This is a genomic window from Corynebacterium sp. UMB9976 (genome assembly GCF_030212265.1).
Classification (GTDB): Bacteria; Actinomycetota; Actinomycetes; order Mycobacteriales; family Mycobacteriaceae; genus Corynebacterium.
Genome location: NZ_JASODY010000002.1, coordinates 161,330 through 181,476 on the forward strand (window position 1 = coordinate 161,330; position 20,147 = coordinate 181,476).

The following is a 20,147-nucleotide window of genomic DNA, read 5'->3' on the forward strand; positions in this document are numbered from 1 at the left end:
GCGGCAGTCGCGGTGAGCTAGAAACGCTCGCCGTCTCCCGGCTGATTCCAGCCGAAGCCGCGTCGTTTGGCCGCCTTGCCGTAACGGGCGGCCATCGCGTCCTCCTGCCGCTGTGTCTCCTGGCGTTGAGTCTCCCGCGACGGTTCGGTGAGGACGTCGCCCGCTACCCCGTTGGCGCCCGTAGCCTGCTCGGTGCCGGTGCCCGCAGCACCGACTGCCGCCTTCTCCCCCTCGTTCGAGACCGCGCCCGCAGCAGCGCCCGCCGTGGCCAGCTGCTCGTTTTCCAGCTGCTCGCGGCGGCGCTCCTTGATCTCCGACCAGATGAACCACCCCAGCAGGATCGGAGCGATGATGCCGAAGGCGATCCACTGGATGCCATAGGAAAGATATGGGCCGGACTCGATCTTGGGCAGCGGAATCGGGTGCGGTGCGACCCCTGCGTCCCCGGCGCGATCAGTGATGGCCTCGGTGGACTGCTCGTCGAGCTGCACGTAGTCGTGCGCCAGCGTCAAGCCCGTCGCCGCGCCGATCTGCTCGGCGTTCACGCGGGTGGTCTGCTTAGCACCCTCCGCGTCGATCACCCCGCGGTCGTTCTTTCCCTCCCCGAGCCGGACGTAGCCGGTCAGCTCCATCTCCCCTGCCGGGGCCTTCGCGATCAGTTCCGGGCGATTATCCCGACTCTCCGCGGGCACCCACCCGCGGTTGACTAGCACCGTGGTGCCGTCCGTGGTCTCGAATGGTGTGATGACCTGGTAGGCGGGCGCGGATTCCACGGGGCGGTTGCGCAGCAGCACCTCCTGCTGCGGCAGCAGCTTGCCCTGCAACCTCACGTGGCGCCACTCCTGCGCCTCCTCCACCGGCTTCGCAGGCTCGGCCGGGAGCACCTCCGAGACGGGCACGGGGGCCTGCTCCATCGCGGCCTTGAGCCGATCGTTGAACTCCGTGCGCTTGGTGTTCTTCCCCAGCTGCCAGGGCGCCAGGGTGTTGAAGGCGAAATAGGTGAACAGCAGCACGAAAACAGCCGAGAGGATCCAGCCCGGCGTCAAAAAAGCCCGAAAGCCGCGCTTCGGCTCCTGGCCGCGCTGTGGATCGACCGCCATCGTTCATTCCTCCCGTCGGGCCTGCCTGCTGCCGACACGGGCCGGCTATCAAGGACTCGCTTTACGAGAACCAACTCTAGCCCGCCCTCCCCGACGCTCAAGAACCCACGGACGCCGCGCCACTGCAGCCAATGCACAGACTCACCCGAGGATGTCCCGACGACCCCCACGGTGCTGCGGCTTTCCAGGCACTAACCCCACGCAACAGCGTCACATGTGCGTGAAATAAAAAGAAACCCTCACGAACCTACTGTTCGCAAGGGTTTGACTCGGTGCGCTCTGACGGGTTCGAACCGCCGACCTACTGGGTGTAAACCAGTTGCTCTTCCAGCTGAGCTAAGAGCGCGCAACAGCTAGAGAGATTAGCCCAGCCATCCCGGCGGGGCAAATAGGCCCAGGGCTAGCGCTTCGCACCACGCGCGACCAGGCACGCAGCCTGCCAGTCCCCCAGACGCTCCGAACCGGTCTGAACCATGCCACCCAGCTGCGCGGACTCCGCGACCTCACCCGGCTGAATAGAGTTCTTCAGGCCTGGCGCCGGGGTCAGCACCCAGACGCGACCGTCCTCACTCAGGGAACGGTTGGCGTCCATCAGCCCGTCGACCAGGTCGCCGTCCTCCTCGCGCCACCACAACAGCACCACGTCAACGAGCTCGTCGGTATCCGGGCCCAGCAATTCCTCGCCGATTGCGTCCTCGAGGGCCTCGCTGATCGAGGAATCGCAGTCCTCATCCCAGCCGAGCTCCTGAATGATCGTGCCGCTGGAGACCTCCAGCAGCTCTGCGCAATTCAGTCCCTCCGAGCCTTTCTCGTCGCGGACTGGGGCGCTGGGAGTGTTACCCACTGTTGTGAAAAACCTTTCTGGTGTAGCTCAAGACCAGCTCCTTGCTGATCATCTAATGTGACCCAAGCTAACACAGCAGACATTAAGGTGGGACACATTTTTCACGATTCTCCCCGCCCATCTTCCCCTCGCCGCGGATAAAGCTCCGCCACGTTGCCTGCGGCACTCCGCGCCCACTCATCGCCAGCGCCATGCCAGTACCGTGCCCGTACCGCGCCAAGCCACCTATCACGCCCTCCCACCACCGACCCTGAATACGTAGGCTGGGGAGGAAGAACAACCCCTTGAGCGAGGAGGCACTCCATGGCCAACAAGCCACAATCAGACTCCGAGGACCGCCGCACACCCAGCGTCGGTGAGGACACCCACTTCGGCAACATCCGCGACGGGGTGGCGTCCTACCTCGTCGACAGCGACCCGGAGGAAACCCAGGAGTGGATGGACTCCCTGGACGGGCTGCTCGACAACGCCGGCCCGGACCGCGGCCGCTACCTCATGCTCCGCCTCCTCGAGCGCGCCACCGCCAAGCGCGTTCCCCTGCCGCCGCTGACCTCCACCGACTACGTCAACACCATCCCCACCACCATGGAACCGGAGTTCCCCGGTGACGAGGAGATGGAGAAGCGCTACCGCCGCTGGACCCGCTGGAACGCGGCGGTGATGGTGCACCGCGCCCAGCGCTCCGGCATCGGGGTGGGCGGGCACATCTCCACCTACGCCTCCGCCGCTCCCCTCTACGAGGTCGGGCTGAACCACTTCTTCCGCGGCAAGGACCACCCCGGCGGCGGCGACCACATCTTCTTCCAGGGCCACGCCTCCCCCGGCATGTACGCCCGCGCCTACCTCGAGGGCCGCCTCAGCGAAGAACAGCTGGACGCCTTCCGCCAGGAGGCCTCCAAGCCAGAGGTCGGCCTGCCCTCCTACCCGCACCCACACGGCATGCCCGAATTCTGGGAATTCCCCACCGTCTCCATGGGTCTGGGACCACTCAACGCGATCTACCAGGCACGCTTCAACCGCTACCTGCACGACCGCGGCCTGAAGGACACCTCCGAACAGCACGTCTGGGCCTTCCTCGGCGACGGCGAAATGGACGAGCCGGAATCCCGCGGCGCGATCCAGATGGCCGCCCTGCACAACCTGGACAACCTCACCTTCGTTGTGAACTGCAACCTCCAGCGCCTCGACGGGCCAGTCCGCGGCAACACGAAGATCATCCAGGAGCTGGAGAGCTTCTTCCGCGGTGCCGGCTGGAACGTCATCAAGGTCATCTGGGGCCGCGAGTGGGACGAACTGCTCGAAAAGGATAAGGACGGCGCGCTCGTCGACGTCATGAACAACACCTCGGACGGCGACTACCAGACCTTCAAGGCCAACGACGGCGCCTACGTCCGCGAGCATTTCTTCAACCGCGACCCCCGCACCAAGAAGCTCGTCGAGGACATGAGCGACGAGGAGATCTGGGCGCTGCCCCGCGGCGGCCACGACTACCGCAAGATCTACGCCGCCTACGCCCGCGCCATGGAGACGAAGGACCAGCCGACCGTCATCCTCGCGCACACGATCAAGGGCTACGGCCTGGGCCACAACTTCGAGGGCCGCAACGCCACCCACCAGATGAAGAGCCTCAGCCTCGAGGACCTGAAGCAGTTCCGCACCAAGCAGGACATCCCCATCAGCGACGAGACGCTGGAGAAGGACCCCGAGCTGCCGCCGTACTACCACCCGGGCGCGGACGCCCCGGAGATCGAGTACATGCTGAACCGCCGCAAGGAGCTCGGCGGCTTCCTGCCGGAGCGTCGCCAGCACTTCGAGCCGCTCGCCGTACCCGAGGTGGAGACCATGCGCAGCGCGCTGAAGGGCTCCGGCAAGCAGAAGGTCGCCACCACCATGGCGCTGGTGCGCATCGTGCGCGACTTCATGCGCGACGAGACCATGGCCGAGCGCCTGGTGCCGATCATCCCGGACGAGGCCCGCACCTTCGGCCTGGATTCCTGGTTCCCGACGCTGAAGATCTACAACACCCACGGGCAGAACTACACCCCGGTGGACCACGACCTCATGCTGAGCTACCGGGAGGCCAAGGACGGCCAGATCCTCCACGAGGGCATCACCGAGGCCGGCTCCGTGGGCAGCTTCATCGCCGCGGGCAGCAGCTACGCCACCCACGGCAAGGCCATGATCCCGCTGTACATCTTCTACTCGATGTTCGGCTTCCAGCGCACCGGGGACTCCATCTGGGCAGCCGCCGACCAGATGAGCCGTGGTTTCCTGATCGGCGCGACCGCCGGGCGCACCACCCTGACCGGCGAGGGGCTGCAGCACATGGACGGCCACTCCCCTGTTCTGGCGACCACCAACCCGGCCGTCGTGACCTACGACCCGGCGTTCGCCTACGAGATCGCCCACATCCTGCGCGACGGCGTGCAGCGCATGTACGGCGAAGGTTCCGGCCCGGACGGCGACGGCCAGGGCGAGGACGTCATCTACTACCTCACCGTCTACAACGAGCCGATGCACCAGCCTGCCCAGCCAGAGAACCTGGACGTCGAGGGCCTGCTCAAGGGTATCTACCTGTGGAGCCCGGCGGACAAGCTGGTCGGCATCGACGAGGGCATCACCGGGGACGCGGGCGAGGCCGAGGAGCTGGAGCACACCGCGAATATCCTGGCCTCCGGCGTGGGCATGGGCCAGGCCATCCGCGCCAAGCAGATGCTCGCCGACTACGGGGTCAACACCAATATCTTCTCCGTGACCAGCTGGAACGAGCTGGCTCGCGACGGCCAGGAGGCCGGGCTGGAGGAGCTGCGCAACCCGGGCGAGGAGCCACGCACTCCGTATATCCAGCAGGTGCTGGAGGGCTACGACGGCCCGTTCATCGCGGTCAGCGACTTCGCTACCGCGCTGCACGAGCAGGTGCGCCGCTGGGTGCCGGGTGATTTCATCAACCTGGGTGCCGATGGCTTTGGTTTCTCCGATACCCGCGCCGCCGCCCGCCGGTACTTCAACATCGACGCCGAGTCCATCGTGGTTGCTACTTTGCTCAGCTTGGCTCGTGAGGGGAAGATTGATCGGAAGATCGCCATCAAGGCCGCCGAGGACCTGAACGTCGGCGACCCGACGAAGGCTTAAGGTTCAGGAAGTTTAGGACGTTCAGGAAGGTAAGCAATGCCCGAGAATTCTTCTGCCGCCCCGCAATCCGGCCTCTCCGAGGACGCGAAGGCCAAGCTCGCCGCGGCCCTCGGCGGCTCGGTCGGCGCGGCTGGCGAGGAGCCCGCTGCGAAGGCTTCGGGGTCCGCTGCGAAAACCAAGGCTGCGGAGGCTCCCGCCGAGGAGGCCGGGGTGGCTGCCGGGCTGGCCCGCATCATCGAGGCCGCCTCTGGTCTGCCCCTGGAGGAGATCACCCCAGATGCCCGGATCGAGGAGGACCTGGCGATCGATTCGCTGTCGCGGATCGACATCATCACCCAGGCTGAGGATAAGTTCGGGGTGCGCATCGACGAGATGGACCTGCAGGCCAGCATGACGGTGAAGGAATTCGCCGAGCTCATCGAGGCCCGGCGGGCGGGCAACTAGACGGCGACGGGACAGCACCGAGAAAGGACATTTGCGAGTAAGCATGACTGATTCCGCAATCACGGATGTGCTCAACCAGGTCGCGGACTGGCCGGTGAACAACGTGGCGGCCGCGGCCATCACGCTCGGGGGTGGGGGCGACGCCGACGGCACGGGAGGCGAGGCTGACGTCGTTACCCACGGCGACATGGAGCATGTCTTCCAGCTGGCCAGCGTCTCGAAGCTCATCACCGCCTACGCCACCCTGATGGCCGTCGAGGAGGGCGCCTTCGAGCTGGATGACAAAGTTCCGGCCGAGCTGGTGCCCTCCTTCGAAGAGCCCCCGACCGTCCGCGAGCTGCTCTCTCACGCCTCTGGCATCGAATTCCGGAAGCACCGGCAGATGCGCCCGGCGCACACCCGGCGCATCTACTCCTCGGCGGGCTACGAGGTGCTGGCCAGCTTCATCGAGCAGGCCACCGAGATGTCCTTCGCGGAGTACGTGAGGCTTGGCATTTGCGAGCCGTTGGGCATCGAGATCACCGTCGAGGGCTCCGCTGGCCACGGCTTCAGCGCCTCGGCGTCCGCGGTGACCACCCTGACCGAGGAGTTCCTGCGCCCGAAGCTGCTCGCAGGGCAGACCGTGGCCGAGGCACTGACTGTACAGTTCCCCGACCTGGTGGGTGTTGTGCCTGGCTATGGGCGCCAGACCCCGTGCCCGTGGGGCCTGGGTTTTGAGATTCACGGGGAGAAGCACCCCCACTGGATGGGCGAGAACATGCCCGCCACGGTGGCTGGGCACTTCGGGCAGTCCGGCACCTTCCTGTGGTTCGCCCCGGACCAGGGGCTGGCCGCGGTGGTGCTCACCGACGAGCCTTTCGGCGACTGGTCCAAGGACCGCTGGCCGGAGTTCAACGCCCAGCTGTGGGAGGCGATGGCCGACTAGGCCTGCCCGGGCATTCGTGGCTGGGCCTCGCTTGAACCCACCCGTTCCGGGGCTGGGCGTCGCTTGGGTCCGGTCCTCCCGGGGGCTGGGGCCCGGCAACTCCCAGGAGGCGCGGGCCCCGCGGCTCGACTTCGGCGATTAAGCCCCCGCGGTTACACCCCAGCGCTGAGCTTCTGTGCGATCGCGTTGAGCACCTGCTGGCCGGTCTCGTAAGACCCGTCTGCAGCGCGCACGGCGATCGCGATCGGCACCACAGCGTCCGCTGCGACGGCGCTGCCGTCCCCAGCTCCGCCACCGGCAAACGCACCTGCCGGCACCACGCCGAACTGGCGGACCAAATAGCCCCCGGTTTCGTCCGGCCCCCAACCGCCCTTGAAGGCGGCCCCCGACAGCTGGCCGATGCCATAGGCGTGCCCCGGCATGATCTGCCCCATCAGCCGGTAGACCTCACCGGCGGCCGGGTCCTGGCCCGCTGCCTCCGCCAGGCCCGCAGCGAAGGCAGCCTGCTGCGCCAGCGTCCACCGGGTCTGCCCATAGGCGCTGAAGCCCGGGCGGGTGACGGTTGGCTGCACCGAAACCTCCTGCCCGCTGTACTCGCGGATCACCGCCGCGACCTTTTCGGCCGCAGCAGCCCCACCGCCGAGCGAGGCCCACAGCTGCTCCGCCGCGGCGTTATCCGAGGACTGAATGGCCCGGGCGGCGGCGGAGTTATCCCCTCCCCCGAAGTGCAGCGCGGCGATAGCTAGCGGCACCTTGATCGTCGACCACGCGGGCTCGGCACCACCCTGCAGCGGACCGGCCTGCAGCGCCCCGGCACCGCTGCCGAGACTCACACCGACCTGTGCACCGAACTGGGCAGAGACCTCCCGGACGATCGCCTCAAGTGTCGCCTGGTCGATGGGTGCGCCCTCCGCGGTCTCCTCCCCTGTCGGTTGCGGCCCGCGCCGCTCCCCGTCCCGGCCCGGCTCCGCCCCGCGCGTGGGCTTGGGCCCCACGGACTCGCGAGGGCCGGTCTGCGCCACGGTCGATTCCTCCTCTTCCCGGTGGTCAGTGGGAATGGTGCAGGACGCCAACCCCAGACCGGTGGCCAGGACGGTTCCCGCGATCGCCGCGCGCCGGTTAAGCGATGTAGACATTGGCGTCGTTTCCGCCGGTGCAGTGCACGTACTCGCCGTTATCGCGGCAGCTCATGGTGTAGCTGGTGCCCGTGACATCGCTGTATGCCTCGACCACGTGGTTGAACTCGTCCTCGTCGCCGTCCAGGTAGGCGTCCACGTAGGCATCGCGCACAGCAAGGGCGAAGCTATCGCTGGTCGGGCCGGACTTCCAGACGCTGTTCAGGTCGCCGCCCGGGTTCGAGCCCCGCGCCGAGCTGTTCACCGGGGTCGCATACCCCGGAAGGCGTGGGTTCTTCGGACGGGAGTCGGCCTCATCGTCGGCATCCTCGTCATCGTCCTCGCGGTTGGTGTCCTTGTCGTCGCGATCGGCATCTGCGTCCTCGTCCTCGGAACCGCGGGCATCCGTAGCCTCGGTCGAGCTCACGGTGGCCTGCTCGGAGCCCTTCCCCTCGCCGGGCTTGCCGGTGAACCAGAATGCCGCGAAGGCCACGGCTGCCAGCAGAGCCAGAACCAGCAGCACAATGATCAGGATGTTGCGCCCGTTGGACTTCTCCTCCGGCTGCTCCTGATAGCCCTGGTTGTCATAACCCTGGCCCTGCCACTGGCCGCCCGGGCCCGCGTAGCCCTGCTCCGGGTATCCCTGGTTGCCGTAGTTCGGCCCACCGTTTCCCTGGTTGTTATAGCCCTGGGCGCCGTAGCCCTGCCCCTGCCACTGGCCGCTCTGCCCCTGGCCACCATAAGGGTTCTGCTGCGCCCACTGCTGGGATGCGCCGGCGTCATAGCCCGCGCCAGCCTGTCCCCACTGGCCGGAGCCTTGCGATCCCCACTGGCCGGCGCCTTGCTGGGCCGACGGGCCGACGCCCGGCTGGGCCCAGGGATTGGCGCACTGTTGGCTCGATCCATCGGCAGTTGGGATGTCACCTGGGCGACGGTACTGCGGTGGCTGCGGGCCCGAGGCGTCCCCGCCCTCGGCGCCGGGGTCATCAGAGTGGTGATTCTGTGGCTTCGTCATGCCCCTAAAGTTAGCGCACCCGGCAGACAACACCATGCATCCGAGCGCCCTGACATACCCGCGCCACACCCCCGGCCGTTACACTGGCCTTCACAACAGCCCACCCCGCGCGTTCAGCACCGTGCGATCAGCATTGTGAGATCAGAACTGCGTGATCAACCCCGTGAGATTAACGCCGTGTGGTCAACGCCGCTGCACAGCAGGCCCAGAGGAAGGAGACGATCGTGGCCCACCCAGCACCCGCCCGATCCCGGTCCCGCCAACTGCTTTTCCTGGCGGGTGCCCTCCCCCTACTCGCCACCGCGACCGCCTGCGGCTCGGGGGAAGAAGAACCCACCGGGCAAACCTCCGCAAACTCCTCGAGTGCTCAGCCCACGACGACGAGCAGCGGCGCCGAACCCACCACGTCAAGCAGCGACGCCGCCCCCAACCCCACCACGGCCAGCGATACCGACCAGGCAGCCGGGGGCACGCCGGAGCCGGCGGCGTCGCCCCACAACAGCGCGCCACAACCCGACCGCAGCAACGCAGCGGCACACACCCCCGGAACGCCGGCCCCAAGCGCGCCGGACTACAACTGCCGCAACCGCAGCGCCCCACCGCTGAACAACACCACCATCCCGATGGCTGGCGGCGGCAGCTTCCACTACACGCTGAAGGCGAACCGCTATAACCCCTGCAAGACGCTGTCCTGGATCCACATCGCCGGCGAGCACAACGGGCCGAAGGAGGCCGTGCTGCTCTATCACAACGGCAACCCGGTGAACTCCCCACAACCGCGGCTGATCACCGCCGTCACCGGAATTCAGCGCCTCGGGGACGGCGCCGTCCAGGTCACCTACCGCACCGCGCAGGGCGCGACCGGCTCCGTCACGACCCGGGCGACCAGCAATGGCGTCCAGGAGGAATCCACCCTCCCGCCAAGTGTGGACAGCAGCGCGCCGCGACTGGCCGGGGCTCATAGCTAGCCACTTCGCCCGCGCCACGCACCCGGCTGCGGCATGGTTCAAGCATCCGGCGCAGCCCCATAACCGGTCGACAATCCAGAACCGGTTCATAACCGGCGTTTCGGGGACGCCAGCCCCCGCCTTCACTACACTGAACGCATTTATGCCGAAATCACTACACATTTCAGCGAGCAAGTGTGAGGAAGGGCCCCACCATGTCAGACAAACCCCAAGGGCTGCCGCCCGAACAGGCAGCCGCAGAGCGGCGTAAGGAAGCAGCTGCAGCCGGCGCGCAGCGAGCTGCCGAGCGTGCCCACCAGGAACGTGCCCGCCGCCGCGAAACCCAGGCCGCGATGACCAGGCGCGCCCGCACCGCCCTGGCGAAGGCCTCCAGCGGTGAGCGCTCCATCCACCCGGCCCTGATCCCCGGCATCGACGTCGAAAACACCGACGCGGAGTTCAAAACCAACAAGCCGGTCTTCGCCGTGGCGCTCCTCGCCGCGGTCGGCGTGCTGGCATGGGCGATCATCGCACCCGAAAACCTCGCCGAGACCGGCGGGGCGATGCGCGAGTGGGTGGTCGTGCACTTCGGCTGGATGTTCACCACGATCATGATCGCCGCCCTGGTGTTCCTGCTGGTCGTGGGTCTTGGCCCAACGGGCAAGATTCGGCTCGGAGCGGATGATTCCGAGCCCGAGTTCTCCACCTTCGCCTGGATTTCTATGCTCTTTGCCGCGGGCCTGGGCATCGGCCTGATCTTCTACGGCCCGATGGAGCCACTGACGCACTTCCTCAACCCGCCACCGTTTGCTGGCGTGGAAGCGGGGACGCAGGACGCCGTGTTCCCAGCGCTGACCGCCGCGATCCTCCACCAGGCTTCCCTGCCGTGGGTGGTCTACGCGCTGGTCGGCGGGTCGCTAGCCTATGCCGCCTTTCGCCGTGGGCGCCTGCCGCTGATCTCCTCGCTCTTCGAGCCGCTAATCACCGACCCGAATAACCGGGTCACGGGCAGGATCATCGACATCTTCGCCGTGCTGGTCACCCTCTTTGGCACCGCGACCTCCCTGGGTATCGGCGCTCTGCAGATCCGCACGGGCACCTCGATCATCACCGGCAAGCCCCTGGAGGGCGACGGCGTGGTGGTGGCGATCATCTCCATCCTCACCGTGGTCTTCATCATCTCGGCGACCTCGGGGGTCAAGCGCGGCATCCGCATCCTGTCGAATACGAACATGGGTCTGGTCATCGCTCTGGGCCTATTTGTGCTGATCACCGGACCGACGCTGTTCATCTTCGACCTGCTGCCCGTCACCGTGCTGCAGCTGTTCCACAACTTCATCGACATGATGTCCACCAACCCCTCTGAGGGGCCGGTGGAGCAGGAATACGTCACGGCCTACACCATGCTCTTCTGGGCCTGGTGGATCTCCTGGTCACCGTTCGTGGGCATGTTCATCGCGAAGATCTCCAAGGGCCGTACCCTGCGCCAGTTCGTCACCGTGGTGCTGCTTGTCCCATCGGGCCTGTCTATCGTCTGGTTCGTCGTCTTCGGCGGCAGTACCATCTGGCACAGCCTCAACGGCGACCCGATCGAGATCAAGGGCTCGGGCGAGAACGTCATGTTCGATCTCATCGACAAGCTGCCGTTCTCCGGCTTCGTGAGCATCATCGGACTGGTAGCGATCATCATCTTCTTCAACACGGCCGCGGACTCCGCGACGAACGTGATGGGTTCGATGTCCCAGAGCGGTCGGCCGGTCCCATCCCTGCCGGTAACGATCGTCTGGGGGACCGCCCTGGGTTCGGTCGCCCTGTTCCTGCTTCTCGCCGGTGGCGACGATGCCCTCTCCGGCCTGCAGTCCATCATGGTGTCCTGTGCTCTGCCGTTCGCGGTAATCCTCATCGGCGTGATGGTCGCGTGGGCGAAGGACCTGCACAATGACCCGGTGATGCTACGGCGTCGTTTCGCCGTGGAGGCGATCGACCGGGGCGTGCGCCGGGGCCTGGACGAACACGATGGCCACTTCATCTTCGGCGCCACCCAGGTGCCGGAGGGCCAGGGTGCTGCTGAAGCCGTGGACGTGGAGGACGAGTCCTTCCACACCTGGTACACCGACAATGCCTCGGAGGACTACATCGTCCACAAGCTGAAAGAAAAGGCCGGCGCACAGATCGAGCGGGAAGAGTTCGAGCAGGCCGTCGCTGACGCTGAGGCCCGGGCCCAGGCAGAGGCCGAGATCGCCAACGATGCCCGAGCGATGGAGGACTACTGGACTGAACGTGTCTCCGGATCCGATTCTGATTCGGACGCGGAGGAACACTCCAAGGAAGACGCGGACAGCGAAGACGATAGTTCCCGCTAGCTCCGGTTAGCGCGGTGGCGCGTGCCCCCTGCGTGCGCCGCTGACCGCAGAAAGAAAGAAGGCCCAGGCTGTGTAGCCTGGGCCTTTTGCTCCCCCAGCTGGATTCGAACCAGCAACCGCTCGATTAACAGTCGAGTGCTCTGCCATTGAGCTATGGGGGAATGCTCAGGAGGAAGCTTACTAAGGCTTAACCCGTCCACCAAATCTTGGCACCACCCCCAGCCCGGTACTGGGAACAGGTTCACAGGACGGTAGAAAAGAAGAAAACCCAGGGCTTTGGACCCTGGGTTGTGGTGTTGCTCCCCCAGCTGGATTCGAACCAGCAACCGCTCGATTAACAGTCGAGTGCTCTGCCATTGAGCTATGGGGGAATATGCCATCTTGGCAACGAATAGACACTCTACCCAGCAAGCCTATAAGCACCAAATCAGCAGGTCAGAACCGGAATATCGGCTTTAAGGCTACGGTATGGTTCAATGACCTGGTGGCGGGACTATAGCTCAGTCGGTTAGAGCCGCGAACTCATAATTCGCTGGTCGCGGGTTCGAGCCCCGCTGGTCCCACAAAGATCATTCGCCGCCCGACGCGGGGCGGCTCCCCGGCGGGCCGGCAGCTTGGAAAGAGCACCAGCCCCGCCGGGGTTTTCGTATCCTTCACCCCGCCCTTAGGCAGTTAGCGAGTGAAGCGCGCGATCGCCTGCGACACTTCCTCCAGTTTCTCCTCCACCGCCTGATCCGAGGTGCGGGCGGCCTGCACCACGCAGTGGGCCATGTGCTCCTCCAGCAGCACCAGGCCCACCCCCTTCAGTGCGGACTGCAGTGCCGCGATCTGGGTGAGCACGTCGATGCAGTACTCCTCCTCGGCAACCATACGCTGCACACCGCGCACCTGGCCTTCGATGCGCTTCAGCCGCGCGATCAGCTTGGCCCGGTCGCCGTGGCCGCTGAGCGGCTTCTCGCTGTGATCAACCTTGCCATTGGCCGCGGGCGCGCTGTGCTGCGGTGCATGGCAATCAGTCTTGGTCGCTGCCTTCGCATTAGTCATGGCGATTAGCTCTCCTCAACCTCGGGCTGAATGGACTTGAAACCGCGCAACCGCAGGCTGTTCGAGACCACGAACACACTGGACAGCGCCATGGCCGCACCCGCCAGCATCGGGTTCAGCAGGCCGAAAGCGGCCAGCGGGATCGCCGCGACGTTATAGGCAAAGGCCCAGAACAGGTTCATCTTGATGGTGCGCAGGGTCTTGCGCGACAAGCGTATGGAGTCCACCACCGCACTCATCTCGGCGCGCACGAGGGTGATGTCCGCGGCCTCGATGGCCACGTCCGTCCCCGTGCCCATGGCGATACCGAGGTCCGCCTGGGCCAGCGCGGCGGCATCGTTGACGCCATCGCCAACCATCGCCACGCGCTTGCCTTCGGCCTGCAGGTCCTTGACCGCGGTGACCTTATCGGCGGGCATCACGCCTGCCCGCACGTTGTCGGGGTTAATCCCCACGAGGCCAGCGACCTCACGTGCGACCTGCTCGTTGTCACCGGTGACCAGCATCGGTTCCAGGCCCAGCTCGTTGAGCTGAGCGATGGCCTCCGCACTGTCAGGCTTCACCGCATCCTCGACGGCGACCGCACCAGCCAGCTGACCGTCAACGAGCACCGGAACCACGGTGCCACCCAGCCCGCTGCGCTCGACGATCTCGGCGCCAACGGTGGTGCCGTCGGAGGTCTCGAAGCCGCGTCCGACCTGAACGGTCACGCCGTCGACGGTGGCGGTCACGCCGCGACCCGGGACGGACTCGAAGTCCTCCGCTTCGGGCAGCTCGCCGCCGATCTCCTCGCGGGCACGCTCGGCGATCGCCTGGGCGATCGGGTGCTCGGAGTGATTCTCCACCGCTCCGGCGATGCGCCACAGGTCCGCCTCGCTGAACCCGGCCTTGCCGGAACCATCCGCGATCGAGTCCGCAGCCGGCGCGAGCCAGGCCTCGGTGGCCGTCATCTCGCCGGTCGTGATGGTGCCGGTTTTATCCAGAATGATGGCATCCACGCCACGGGTCTGCTCCAGGGTCTCCGGCCCGCGGATCAGCACGCCCATCGAAGCGCCCCGGCCCGTACCGACCAATAGCGCGGTCGGGGTGGCAAGGCCCAGCGCACACGGGCAGGCGATGATCAACACCGCCACGGCCGAGGCCATCGCGGCACCCACATCACCCGTGATCAGGAGCCAGGCGACCAACGTGATGACTGCAAGGGCGATGACCACGGGCACGAACACCGCGGACACGCGGTCGGCAAGCCGCTGCACATCAGCCTTCCCGGACTGCGCCTGCTCCACCAGCTTGGCCATCTGCGCCAGCTGGGTATCGGAGCCCACGCGGGTGGCCTCAACGATCAGCCGGCCCGATGCGTTGACGGTCGCGCCCGTCACCATGTCACCCGGGGCGACCTCCACCGGCACGGATTCGCCGGTCAGCATGGACTCGTCCACTGCGGAGCTTCCTGCCACCACGCGCCCGTCCGTGGCGATCTTCTCGCCCGGGCGCACCACAAAGTACATACCCTCGGCCAGCTGGCCGATCGGGATGCGACGCTCGTTACCGCCCTGGGCGTCGTCAACGACGGCAACGTCCTTCGCACCCAGCTCGCTCAGCGCACGCAGTGCCTCGCCAGCACGGTGCTTCGCGCGCTTCTCGTAGTAGCGCCCGGCCAGGACGAACATGATCACGCCCGCGGCGACCTCGAGGTAAATATCCCCCATCGGGTCGCTGTGGGTATTGAACAGGCTCCAGGTATGGCTCATCCCGGGCTCGCCAGCGCTGCCGAAGAATAGCGCGACCAGCGACCACAGGAACGCTGCCCCCGTGCCCACCGTGATCAGGGTGTCCATCGTCACCGCGCCGTGCTTGATGTTCAGCCAGGTTGCGCGGTGGAACGGGTAGCCGGCCCACACGATCACGGGCGCGGCCAGCGTCAGTGAGAGCCACTGCCAGTTCGTGAACTGCAGGTTCGGAATCATGGCCAGCACGATCACCGGGATCGCCAGCCACAGGGAGCCGATCAGGCGGCTTCGCAGCCCCTCCAGCTCACGCTCTGCCGCCTGCTCCGCCGAGGTTTGGGACGTCGGTTCGGCCCCAGGCTGGGCCGCGTCCGCCGCCCCTTGTTCGCCGGCCCCGCCCTGCGGGTCACCGGCGCCCGGCTGGGAAGCCAGCGGCTGCGAGAGCTGGGCCTCGTAGCCCATGTCCGCGATGATCTCCCGGATCTGCTCATCCGTCACTGCCTCGGCGGCGCCGTCCTGCTCGACGTGCGCTTTCTCCGTGGCGTAGTTGACGGAGGCGGTCACCCCGTCCAGCTTGTTGAGTTTGCGCTCGATCCGGTTCGCGCACGAAGCGCAGGTCATGCCAGTGATCTGGTAGTCCAGGTCGAGAACTGGCTGGGCTGCCCCGATGGCGCCCACCTCGGTGGCCGAGCTGTCTTGGTGTTGAGACAAGTTTTCCATCCCCTTTCCACCACCGACCCTATACCCCCTGGGGGTATATGGCAAGGGGCTCCACGGTGGCACGGTAAAACGCAAAAAGATGCACCAAAGACGAGGAAAAGGGGCCGCGGGAAAACTCCCACAGCCCCTCGACCGAGACCCCTGAGGCCCCGATCCAGCGCACTAGTAGCCGCGCTTAATCCACTCGTCCAGGTGCGGGGCCTCGTCCCCGATGGTGGTGGAATCGCCGTGGCCGGTGAGCACCTTCGTCTCCGCCGGCAGTGCCAGCAGCTTCGTCTTGATCGACTCGATGATCGTGTCGAAGTCCGAGAAAGACCGGCCCGTTGCGCCCGGACCACCGTTGAACAGCGTGTCGCCGGAGAACAGCACGTCCGCGGCCGGCACGTAGAACACGCAGCAGCCCGGCGAGTGACCCGGGGTGTTCATCGTCTTGAGCTCCACACCGGCAACCTCGAAGACGTCGCCATCGGCCAGTTCCTTCGGCTCCAGGTCCGGGTAGCTCTGGTCCCAGAGCACGCGGTCCGCCGGGTGGACGTAGATGTCCGCGTCGAAGATCTGGGAAAGCTCCGGCGCCACGGTGATGTGGTCATTGTGCGCGTGGGTGCACAGGATGGCCTTGACCTCGCGGCCGTCGACCGCCTCCTGGATCGGGTCCAGCTCGTGGGCGGCGTCGATGATGTAGCACTCCTTATCATCGCCGATGACCCAGATGTTGTTCTCCACGTCCCACTCGCCGCCATCCAGGGCGAAGGTGCCGTTGGTGATCACGCGGGTCACCCGCAGCTTCTCGCCCGCGCCAGAGAGCTGGCCTGGGGAAATGATGTCCGTAATCGCGTTATCGCTCATTGTTCTTCTCCTTCATTGGGGTGCCAGTACCCCGGCAACTCAGCGCTGCGAACCCCGCAGCAAGGGGTTTTTAGGAAAACTCCACCACGGAGCGCATGACCTCGCCGTCGCGCATCTTCTCGAAGGCGGCCTCCACGTCCGCGATGCCGATGCGCTCGTCCACGAAGCGGTCGAGCGGGAAACGGCCCTGGCGGTAGAGGTCGATATAGGTCGGGAAGTCTCGCTCCGGCAGGCAGTCGCCGTACCAGCTGGACTTCAGCGCACCGCCGCGAGAGAAGACGTCCAGGAACGGCAGCTCCAGCGTCATCTCTGGGGTCGGCACGCCCACCAGCACCACACGGCCGGCCAGGTCGCGGATGTAGAAGGCCTGCTTGAAGGTCTCCGGGATTCCCACCGCGTCCACGGCGACGTCCACTCCGAAACCGCCGGTGAGCTCCTGGACCTTTTCCACCAGCTCGTCGGTGGTGAGGCCGCGGGAGTTGATGGTGTGGGTCGCGCCGAATTCTTCCTTCGCGCGCGTGAGCTTGTCCTCGGAGATGTCGATAGCGATGATCGTGCTGGCTCCGGCGACCTCGGCACCAGCGACGGCGGCCATGCCCACGCCACCCAGGCCGATGACGGCGATGGACTCGCCGCGCTGGATCTCACCGGTATTCACCGCGGCACCCAGGCCTGCCATCACGCCACAGCCCATCAGACCCGCAGCCGCCGGATCCGCCTCCGGATCCACCTTGGTGCACTGACGCTCATGGACCAGGGTCTTCTCCGCGAACGCACCAATGCCCAGGGCGGGCTCCAGCTCGGTGCCATCGGTCAGCGTCATCTTCTTCGAAGCATTGAAGGTATCGAAGCAGTAGTGCGGCTGGCCCTTCTTGCAGGCACGGCACTCGCCACACACCGCACGCCAGTTCAGGACCACATAATCGCCGACGGCGACGTGGGTGACGTCCGCACCGATCTCCGAGACCACACCCGCGGCCTCGTGGCCCAGCAGGAAGGGGTAATCGTCCGTAATGCCGCCATCGCGGTATGCCAGGTCGGTGTGGCACACGCCGCAGGCCTGCACCTGCACAACCACATCGTTCGCGCCCGGGGCAGGGATCTGGATATCCACCAGCTCCACCGGGTCACCCTTGCCGCGCGAGACAACCGCCTTAACGCTCTGAGTCATGCTTTCCTCCTGCTGTGTCTAAATTTTTGGCACCACCGCTGCTCTTCGGTCCGTCCTTTTAGGACGTCAACCCGTTCAGCGGGGCGCTGACTTGCACTTTCCATGGTGGCATAAGTTCCGCGGGTGCGCCCCGGGGCTGCTGCGCGGGTAGTATGTGGGCCCCTCGCACTCGGGCGAAGCTGATTCCCGTGGCGGGGTTATGACGTAGACTGGGCTTTCACAGCTCCACCGCTAGCCAAACACCCGGGCGGGCGGTGGCCGAGTGCACACCACGTTTGGGAGGGCTTGAACTTCATGATCCAGTTCGTTGTCGGGGCCGCAGCCGGCTACCTGATGGGAACCAAGGCCGGGCGGCGCCGTTACGAGCAGATCCGGCGCGGCTACGAAACCGCGATCAACTCTGAGGTCGCCCAGTCCGCGCTGCGCGCCAGCCGCAAGGCCCTGGCCAATCGCCTGGACCCGGATCCGCGCATGCACGAGGTACGCGACTTGAACGCCAACACCCGCAGCTCGCTGGCCGATGGGCACAGCATCGTCGAGCCGGACGATGCCCACCCCAACGACCGTCCGCTGCGCGCGGACTCCGAATTCAAGCGCCCCCGCTTCCCCAAGAAGCCCCGCTAGGGCTCACCCCAACCCACCTCTCGCCGGCTGCACCACCAGCGACGCTAATCCGCGTGCCGGGGCGCTCGGCATACCGCCCGCACAGTCCGTGAGTGGCGGGCGAATTAGTTGCCGAAGGTGAATTCCCCGTAGGCGTTGGCCCGGTCATTAAGCGAGCGCCGGTACTTCTCCAGCGCGGTGAGGTCGGCGAAGGTGGCCATGTAGGCCTCCTTGTCCTCGTCCGGGCGCATGCGCTGCATCTGCGCGCGCAGTTCCGCGACCTCGTTGCTCACCCAGCGCTCCTGCATCCGGGCCATGATCGCCGAGGCATAGTAGGGCAGCCGCTCCTGCTGGACCTGCAGGTCCTCCACCGCGAGCTCCGAAACCACGGCCTGGCCCATCGCATCCGGCACGTTATTGCTCACCGCGTCCAGCCAGCCCGAACCGGACTTCGCCTGCGCGGTGCCGCCGGCCGCGGCCATCGCATTGACGATCGCGATATACGTCGGGTGCACAAAGCTCTCCGGGGGCATGAGGTCGAAGATCTGCCCCGCCAGCTCCGGCTCCTGCAGCCCCAGCTTCAGCACCTCCCGGATGCCCAGCAGCAGTTCGTCCTGCGGGTCCGGGCGCTCCATGCCCGCCACGACGTGCAGGTGTCCGCCGGAGTCCTCGCCGCCAGGCACGCCCTGGCTCCCCGGGCCCTGACCTGCCGGAGCAGTATTCTCCGCGAGCCTTTCCCGGCGCGCCGCCCCGCGCTTGAGCTCCAGTTTCGGCTTTTCCACCCGGCCACGCCGGGCCTCCTCGCGCACCTGGGCCACGATGTCGTCCGGGTCGTCGAAACCGACCCAACCGGCGGCCTGGCGGGAGTACTCATCGCGCAGGGCGTCGTCCTTAATCCCGGCGAGCACCGGGATGATCCGCCGCATCGCGTGGATACGGCCATCCACGGCGGCGGTGTCGTAGCCCTCCAGCAGGGTGCGGATCACGAACTCGAACATGGGGATGCGGTTGGAGACCAGCTCCCGCACCGCCTCGTCGCCGCGTTCCAGGCGGATATCGCAGGGGTCCTGTCCACCCGGAGCGACGGTGACATAGCTGCGGCCGGTGAACTGCTGATCACCCTCGAAAGCACGCAGCGCGGCCTTCTGGCCGGCCTCGTCGCCGTCGAAGGTGTAGATGATCTCACCGCGGAAGTAGCGGTCATCCAGCATGAAGCGCCGCAGCATCGCCAGGTGCTCGGAGCCGAAAGCCGTACCACAGGAGGCCACCGCGGTGTCCACTCCCGCGGCGTGCATGGCCATGACGTCCGTGTAGCCCTCCACCACCACGGCCTGGTGCTTCTGCGCGATGCTGCGCTTGGCTTGGTCAATACCGAAGAGCACCTTGGACTTCTTGTACAACAAGGTTTCCGGGGTGTTCATATACTTGCCCAGCTTGTCGTCCTCGAACAACTTACGGGCGCCAAAACCAATGACGTCACCTGCCACCGAACGGATCGGCCACAGCAGACGGCGATGGAAACGGTCGATCGGCCCCTTGGATCCCATGCGGGATAGGCCAGCGGCCTCCAGCTCCTGGAACTCGAAGCCCTTGCGCAGCAGATGCTTGGTGAGGGTGTCCCAGCCGGGCGGGGCGTAGCCGCAGCCGAACTGATCCACATGCTCCTGGGTGAAGCCGCGGTCGATGAGGAACTGGCGGGCCACGTCCGCACCCTGGACGTCCGAGGCGAACTGTTCCCGATAGAACTCGAAGGCCGCCTTATTCGCCGCGATCAGCCGCTGGCGGGTGCCGGGCTTCTCCCGCCGCCCCGGGCCACCGCCCTCGTAGTTAATGCGGTAGCCGATGCGCTCGGCGACCTGCTCCACGGCCTCCGGGAAGGTCAGGTGCTCCATCTTCATGAGGAAGCTGAACACGTCCCCGCCCTCACCGGTGGAAAAGCAGTGGAAGTAGCCCTTATTCGGGCGGACGTGGAAGGACGGGGTCTTCTCATCCTTGAAGGGGCTTAATCCCTTCATGGAATCGACGCCGCCGGGCGTGAGCTGGACGTACTCCCCCACGATCTCCTCGATCGGCGTCGCCTCGCGAATCGCCTCGATGTCCCGCTCCGGGATCCTGCCCTTACCCATAAGGGACATGCTAATACACCCGCCA

At 66.3% G+C, this 20,147-nt stretch carries 15 protein-coding genes and 4 tRNA genes; 7 read left to right on the top strand and 12 right to left on the bottom strand.

Features of this window, described 5'->3' with window-relative positions:
• Nucleotides 1-17: 17 nt before the first annotated feature.
• The 3 genes from QP140_RS02330 to QP140_RS02340 form a co-directional block, all read right to left on the bottom strand.
• Nucleotides 18-1,100, bottom strand: a complete 1,083-nt coding sequence (locus QP140_RS02330) for an SURF1 family cytochrome oxidase biogenesis protein (RefSeq protein ID WP_284757907.1) — start codon at nucleotides 1,098-1,100, stop codon at nucleotides 18-20.
• A gap of 273 nt (nucleotides 1,101-1,373) precedes the next feature.
• Nucleotides 1,374-1,446 (bottom strand) — tRNA-Val (locus QP140_RS02335).
• A gap of 54 nt (nucleotides 1,447-1,500) precedes the next feature.
• On the bottom strand, nucleotides 1,501-1,944 hold the full coding sequence (locus QP140_RS02340; protein WP_070757692.1) for a DUF3052 domain-containing protein: 444 nt from the start codon (nucleotides 1,942-1,944) through the stop codon (nucleotides 1,501-1,503).
• 303 nt (nucleotides 1,945-2,247) lie between these two features.
• Here QP140_RS02340 and aceE point away from each other — a divergent pair, with 303 nt between their 5' ends.
• The 3 genes from aceE to QP140_RS02355 are packed head-to-tail and all read left to right on the top strand — an operon-like array spanning nucleotide 2,248 to nucleotide 6,445.
• Complete coding sequence (gene aceE / locus QP140_RS02345; protein ID WP_284757909.1) at nucleotides 2,248-5,076, top strand: pyruvate dehydrogenase (acetyl-transferring), homodimeric type; 2,829 nt, start codon at nucleotides 2,248-2,250, stop codon at nucleotides 5,074-5,076.
• Between the two features lie 36 nt (nucleotides 5,077-5,112).
• The gene (locus QP140_RS02350) at nucleotides 5,113-5,520 is read left to right on the top strand and encodes an acyl carrier protein (protein ID WP_284757911.1); all 408 of its coding nucleotides are present in this window, start codon (nucleotides 5,113-5,115) and stop codon (nucleotides 5,518-5,520) included.
• Nucleotides 5,521-5,563: 43 nt separating this feature from the next.
• Complete coding sequence (locus tag QP140_RS02355; RefSeq protein ID WP_284757913.1) at nucleotides 5,564-6,445, top strand: serine hydrolase domain-containing protein; 882 nt, start codon at nucleotides 5,564-5,566, stop codon at nucleotides 6,443-6,445.
• A gap of 152 nt (nucleotides 6,446-6,597) precedes the next feature.
• Here the strand turns inward: QP140_RS02355 and QP140_RS02360 are convergent, their stop codons facing one another.
• A complete protein-coding gene (locus QP140_RS02360; RefSeq protein WP_284757915.1) occupies nucleotides 6,598-7,581 on the bottom strand; it encodes a hypothetical protein in 984 nt (327 codons plus the stop codon).
• Complete coding sequence (locus QP140_RS02365; protein ID WP_284757916.1) at nucleotides 7,565-8,575, bottom strand: hypothetical protein; 1,011 nt, start codon at nucleotides 8,573-8,575, stop codon at nucleotides 7,565-7,567. The genes QP140_RS02360 and QP140_RS02365 overlap by 17 nt, the downstream gene beginning before the upstream one ends.
• Before the next feature lie 224 nt (nucleotides 8,576-8,799).
• On the opposite strand from QP140_RS02365, the gene QP140_RS02370 reads away from it, so the two are divergent.
• A complete protein-coding gene (locus QP140_RS02370) occupies nucleotides 8,800-9,543 on the top strand; it encodes an LppP/LprE family lipoprotein (RefSeq protein ID WP_070761646.1) in 744 nt (247 codons plus the stop codon).
• Nucleotides 9,544-9,737: 194 nt separating this feature from the next.
• Nucleotides 9,738-11,885: a BCCT family transporter gene (locus tag QP140_RS02375; protein ID WP_284757921.1), complete on the top strand. Its 2,148-nt coding sequence runs from the start codon at nucleotides 9,738-9,740 to the stop codon at nucleotides 11,883-11,885.
• Between the two features lie 89 nt (nucleotides 11,886-11,974).
• Here the strand turns inward: QP140_RS02375 and QP140_RS02380 are convergent.
• Nucleotides 11,975-12,046: transfer RNA gene (locus tag QP140_RS02380), tRNA-Asn, on the bottom strand.
• A 138-nt stretch (nucleotides 12,047-12,184) separates the two neighbouring features.
• Nucleotides 12,185-12,256, bottom strand: a tRNA-Asn gene (locus tag QP140_RS02385).
• A 118-nt stretch (nucleotides 12,257-12,374) separates the two neighbouring features.
• Here QP140_RS02385 and QP140_RS02390 point away from each other — a divergent pair.
• A tRNA-Ile gene (locus QP140_RS02390) sits at nucleotides 12,375-12,448 on the top strand.
• A 109-nt stretch (nucleotides 12,449-12,557) separates the two neighbouring features.
• Here the strand turns inward: QP140_RS02390 and QP140_RS02395 are convergent.
• From QP140_RS02395 to QP140_RS02410, 4 genes are all read right to left on the bottom strand, one after another.
• The gene (locus tag QP140_RS02395) at nucleotides 12,558-12,929 is read right to left on the bottom strand and encodes a metal-sensitive transcriptional regulator (protein ID WP_284757923.1); all 372 of its coding nucleotides are present in this window, start codon (nucleotides 12,927-12,929) and stop codon (nucleotides 12,558-12,560) included.
• A gap of 5 nt (nucleotides 12,930-12,934) precedes the next feature.
• Entirely contained in the window at nucleotides 12,935-15,376 is a 2,442-nt protein-coding gene (locus tag QP140_RS02400; RefSeq protein WP_284757924.1) for a heavy metal translocating P-type ATPase, read from the bottom strand.
• 162 nt (nucleotides 15,377-15,538) lie between these two features.
• Nucleotides 15,539-16,222, bottom strand: coding sequence for an MBL fold metallo-hydrolase (locus QP140_RS02405; protein WP_284757925.1), 684 nt, complete (start codon nucleotides 16,220-16,222; stop codon nucleotides 15,539-15,541).
• A 70-nt stretch (nucleotides 16,223-16,292) separates the two neighbouring features.
• Nucleotides 16,293-17,393 carry an S-(hydroxymethyl)mycothiol dehydrogenase gene (locus QP140_RS02410; RefSeq protein WP_284757927.1) on the bottom strand — a complete coding sequence of 367 codons (1,101 nt, stop codon included), beginning with the start codon at nucleotides 17,391-17,393 and terminating at the stop codon, nucleotides 16,293-16,295.
• A gap of 294 nt (nucleotides 17,394-17,687) precedes the next feature.
• Between QP140_RS02410 and QP140_RS02415 the strand changes: the two genes are divergently transcribed.
• Nucleotides 17,688-18,017 (top strand): hypothetical protein, encoded by a 330-nt coding sequence (locus QP140_RS02415; RefSeq protein WP_070761644.1) that lies wholly within the window; start codon nucleotides 17,688-17,690, stop codon nucleotides 18,015-18,017.
• Between the two features lie 104 nt (nucleotides 18,018-18,121).
• Here QP140_RS02415 and dnaG read toward each other — a convergent pair whose 3' ends face one another.
• Nucleotides 18,122-20,122: a DNA primase gene (dnaG, locus tag QP140_RS02420; RefSeq protein WP_442874984.1), complete on the bottom strand. Its 2,001-nt coding sequence runs from the start codon at nucleotides 20,120-20,122 to the stop codon at nucleotides 18,122-18,124.
• Nucleotides 20,123-20,147 lie beyond the last annotated feature (25 nt).

Excerpts from the sequence above, each read along its gene's own strand:
- QP140_RS02395 (WP_284757923.1), bottom strand. The coding sequence starts at position 12,929 with ATGACTAATGCGAAGGCAGCGACCAAGACTGATTGCCATGCACCGCAG.
- QP140_RS02330 (WP_284757907.1), bottom strand. The coding sequence starts at position 1,100 with ATGGCGGTCGATCCACAGCGCGGCCAGGAGCCGAAGCGCGGCTTTCGG.
- dnaG (WP_442874984.1), bottom strand. The coding sequence starts at position 20,122 with ATGGGTAAGGGCAGGATCCCGGAGCGGGACATCGAGGCGATTCGCGAG.
- QP140_RS02365 (WP_284757916.1), bottom strand. The coding sequence starts at position 8,575 with ATGACGAAGCCACAGAATCACCACTCTGATGACCCCGGCGCCGAGGGC.
- aceE (WP_284757909.1), top strand. The coding sequence starts at position 2,248 with ATGGCCAACAAGCCACAATCAGACTCCGAGGACCGCCGCACACCCAGC.
- QP140_RS02355 (WP_284757913.1), top strand. The coding sequence starts at position 5,564 with ATGACTGATTCCGCAATCACGGATGTGCTCAACCAGGTCGCGGACTGG.
- QP140_RS02360 (WP_284757915.1), bottom strand. The coding sequence starts at position 7,581 with ATGTCTACATCGCTTAACCGGCGCGCGGCGATCGCGGGAACCGTCCTG.
- QP140_RS02375 (WP_284757921.1), top strand. The coding sequence starts at position 9,738 with ATGTCAGACAAACCCCAAGGGCTGCCGCCCGAACAGGCAGCCGCAGAG.
- QP140_RS02410 (WP_284757927.1), bottom strand. The coding sequence starts at position 17,393 with ATGACTCAGAGCGTTAAGGCGGTTGTCTCGCGCGGCAAGGGTGACCCG.
- QP140_RS02350 (WP_284757911.1), top strand. The coding sequence starts at position 5,113 with ATGCCCGAGAATTCTTCTGCCGCCCCGCAATCCGGCCTCTCCGAGGAC.
- QP140_RS02400 (WP_284757924.1), bottom strand. The coding sequence starts at position 15,376 with ATGGAAAACTTGTCTCAACACCAAGACAGCTCGGCCACCGAGGTGGGC.
- QP140_RS02415 (WP_070761644.1), top strand. The coding sequence starts at position 17,688 with ATGATCCAGTTCGTTGTCGGGGCCGCAGCCGGCTACCTGATGGGAACC.
- QP140_RS02405 (WP_284757925.1), bottom strand. The coding sequence starts at position 16,222 with ATGAGCGATAACGCGATTACGGACATCATTTCCCCAGGCCAGCTCTCT.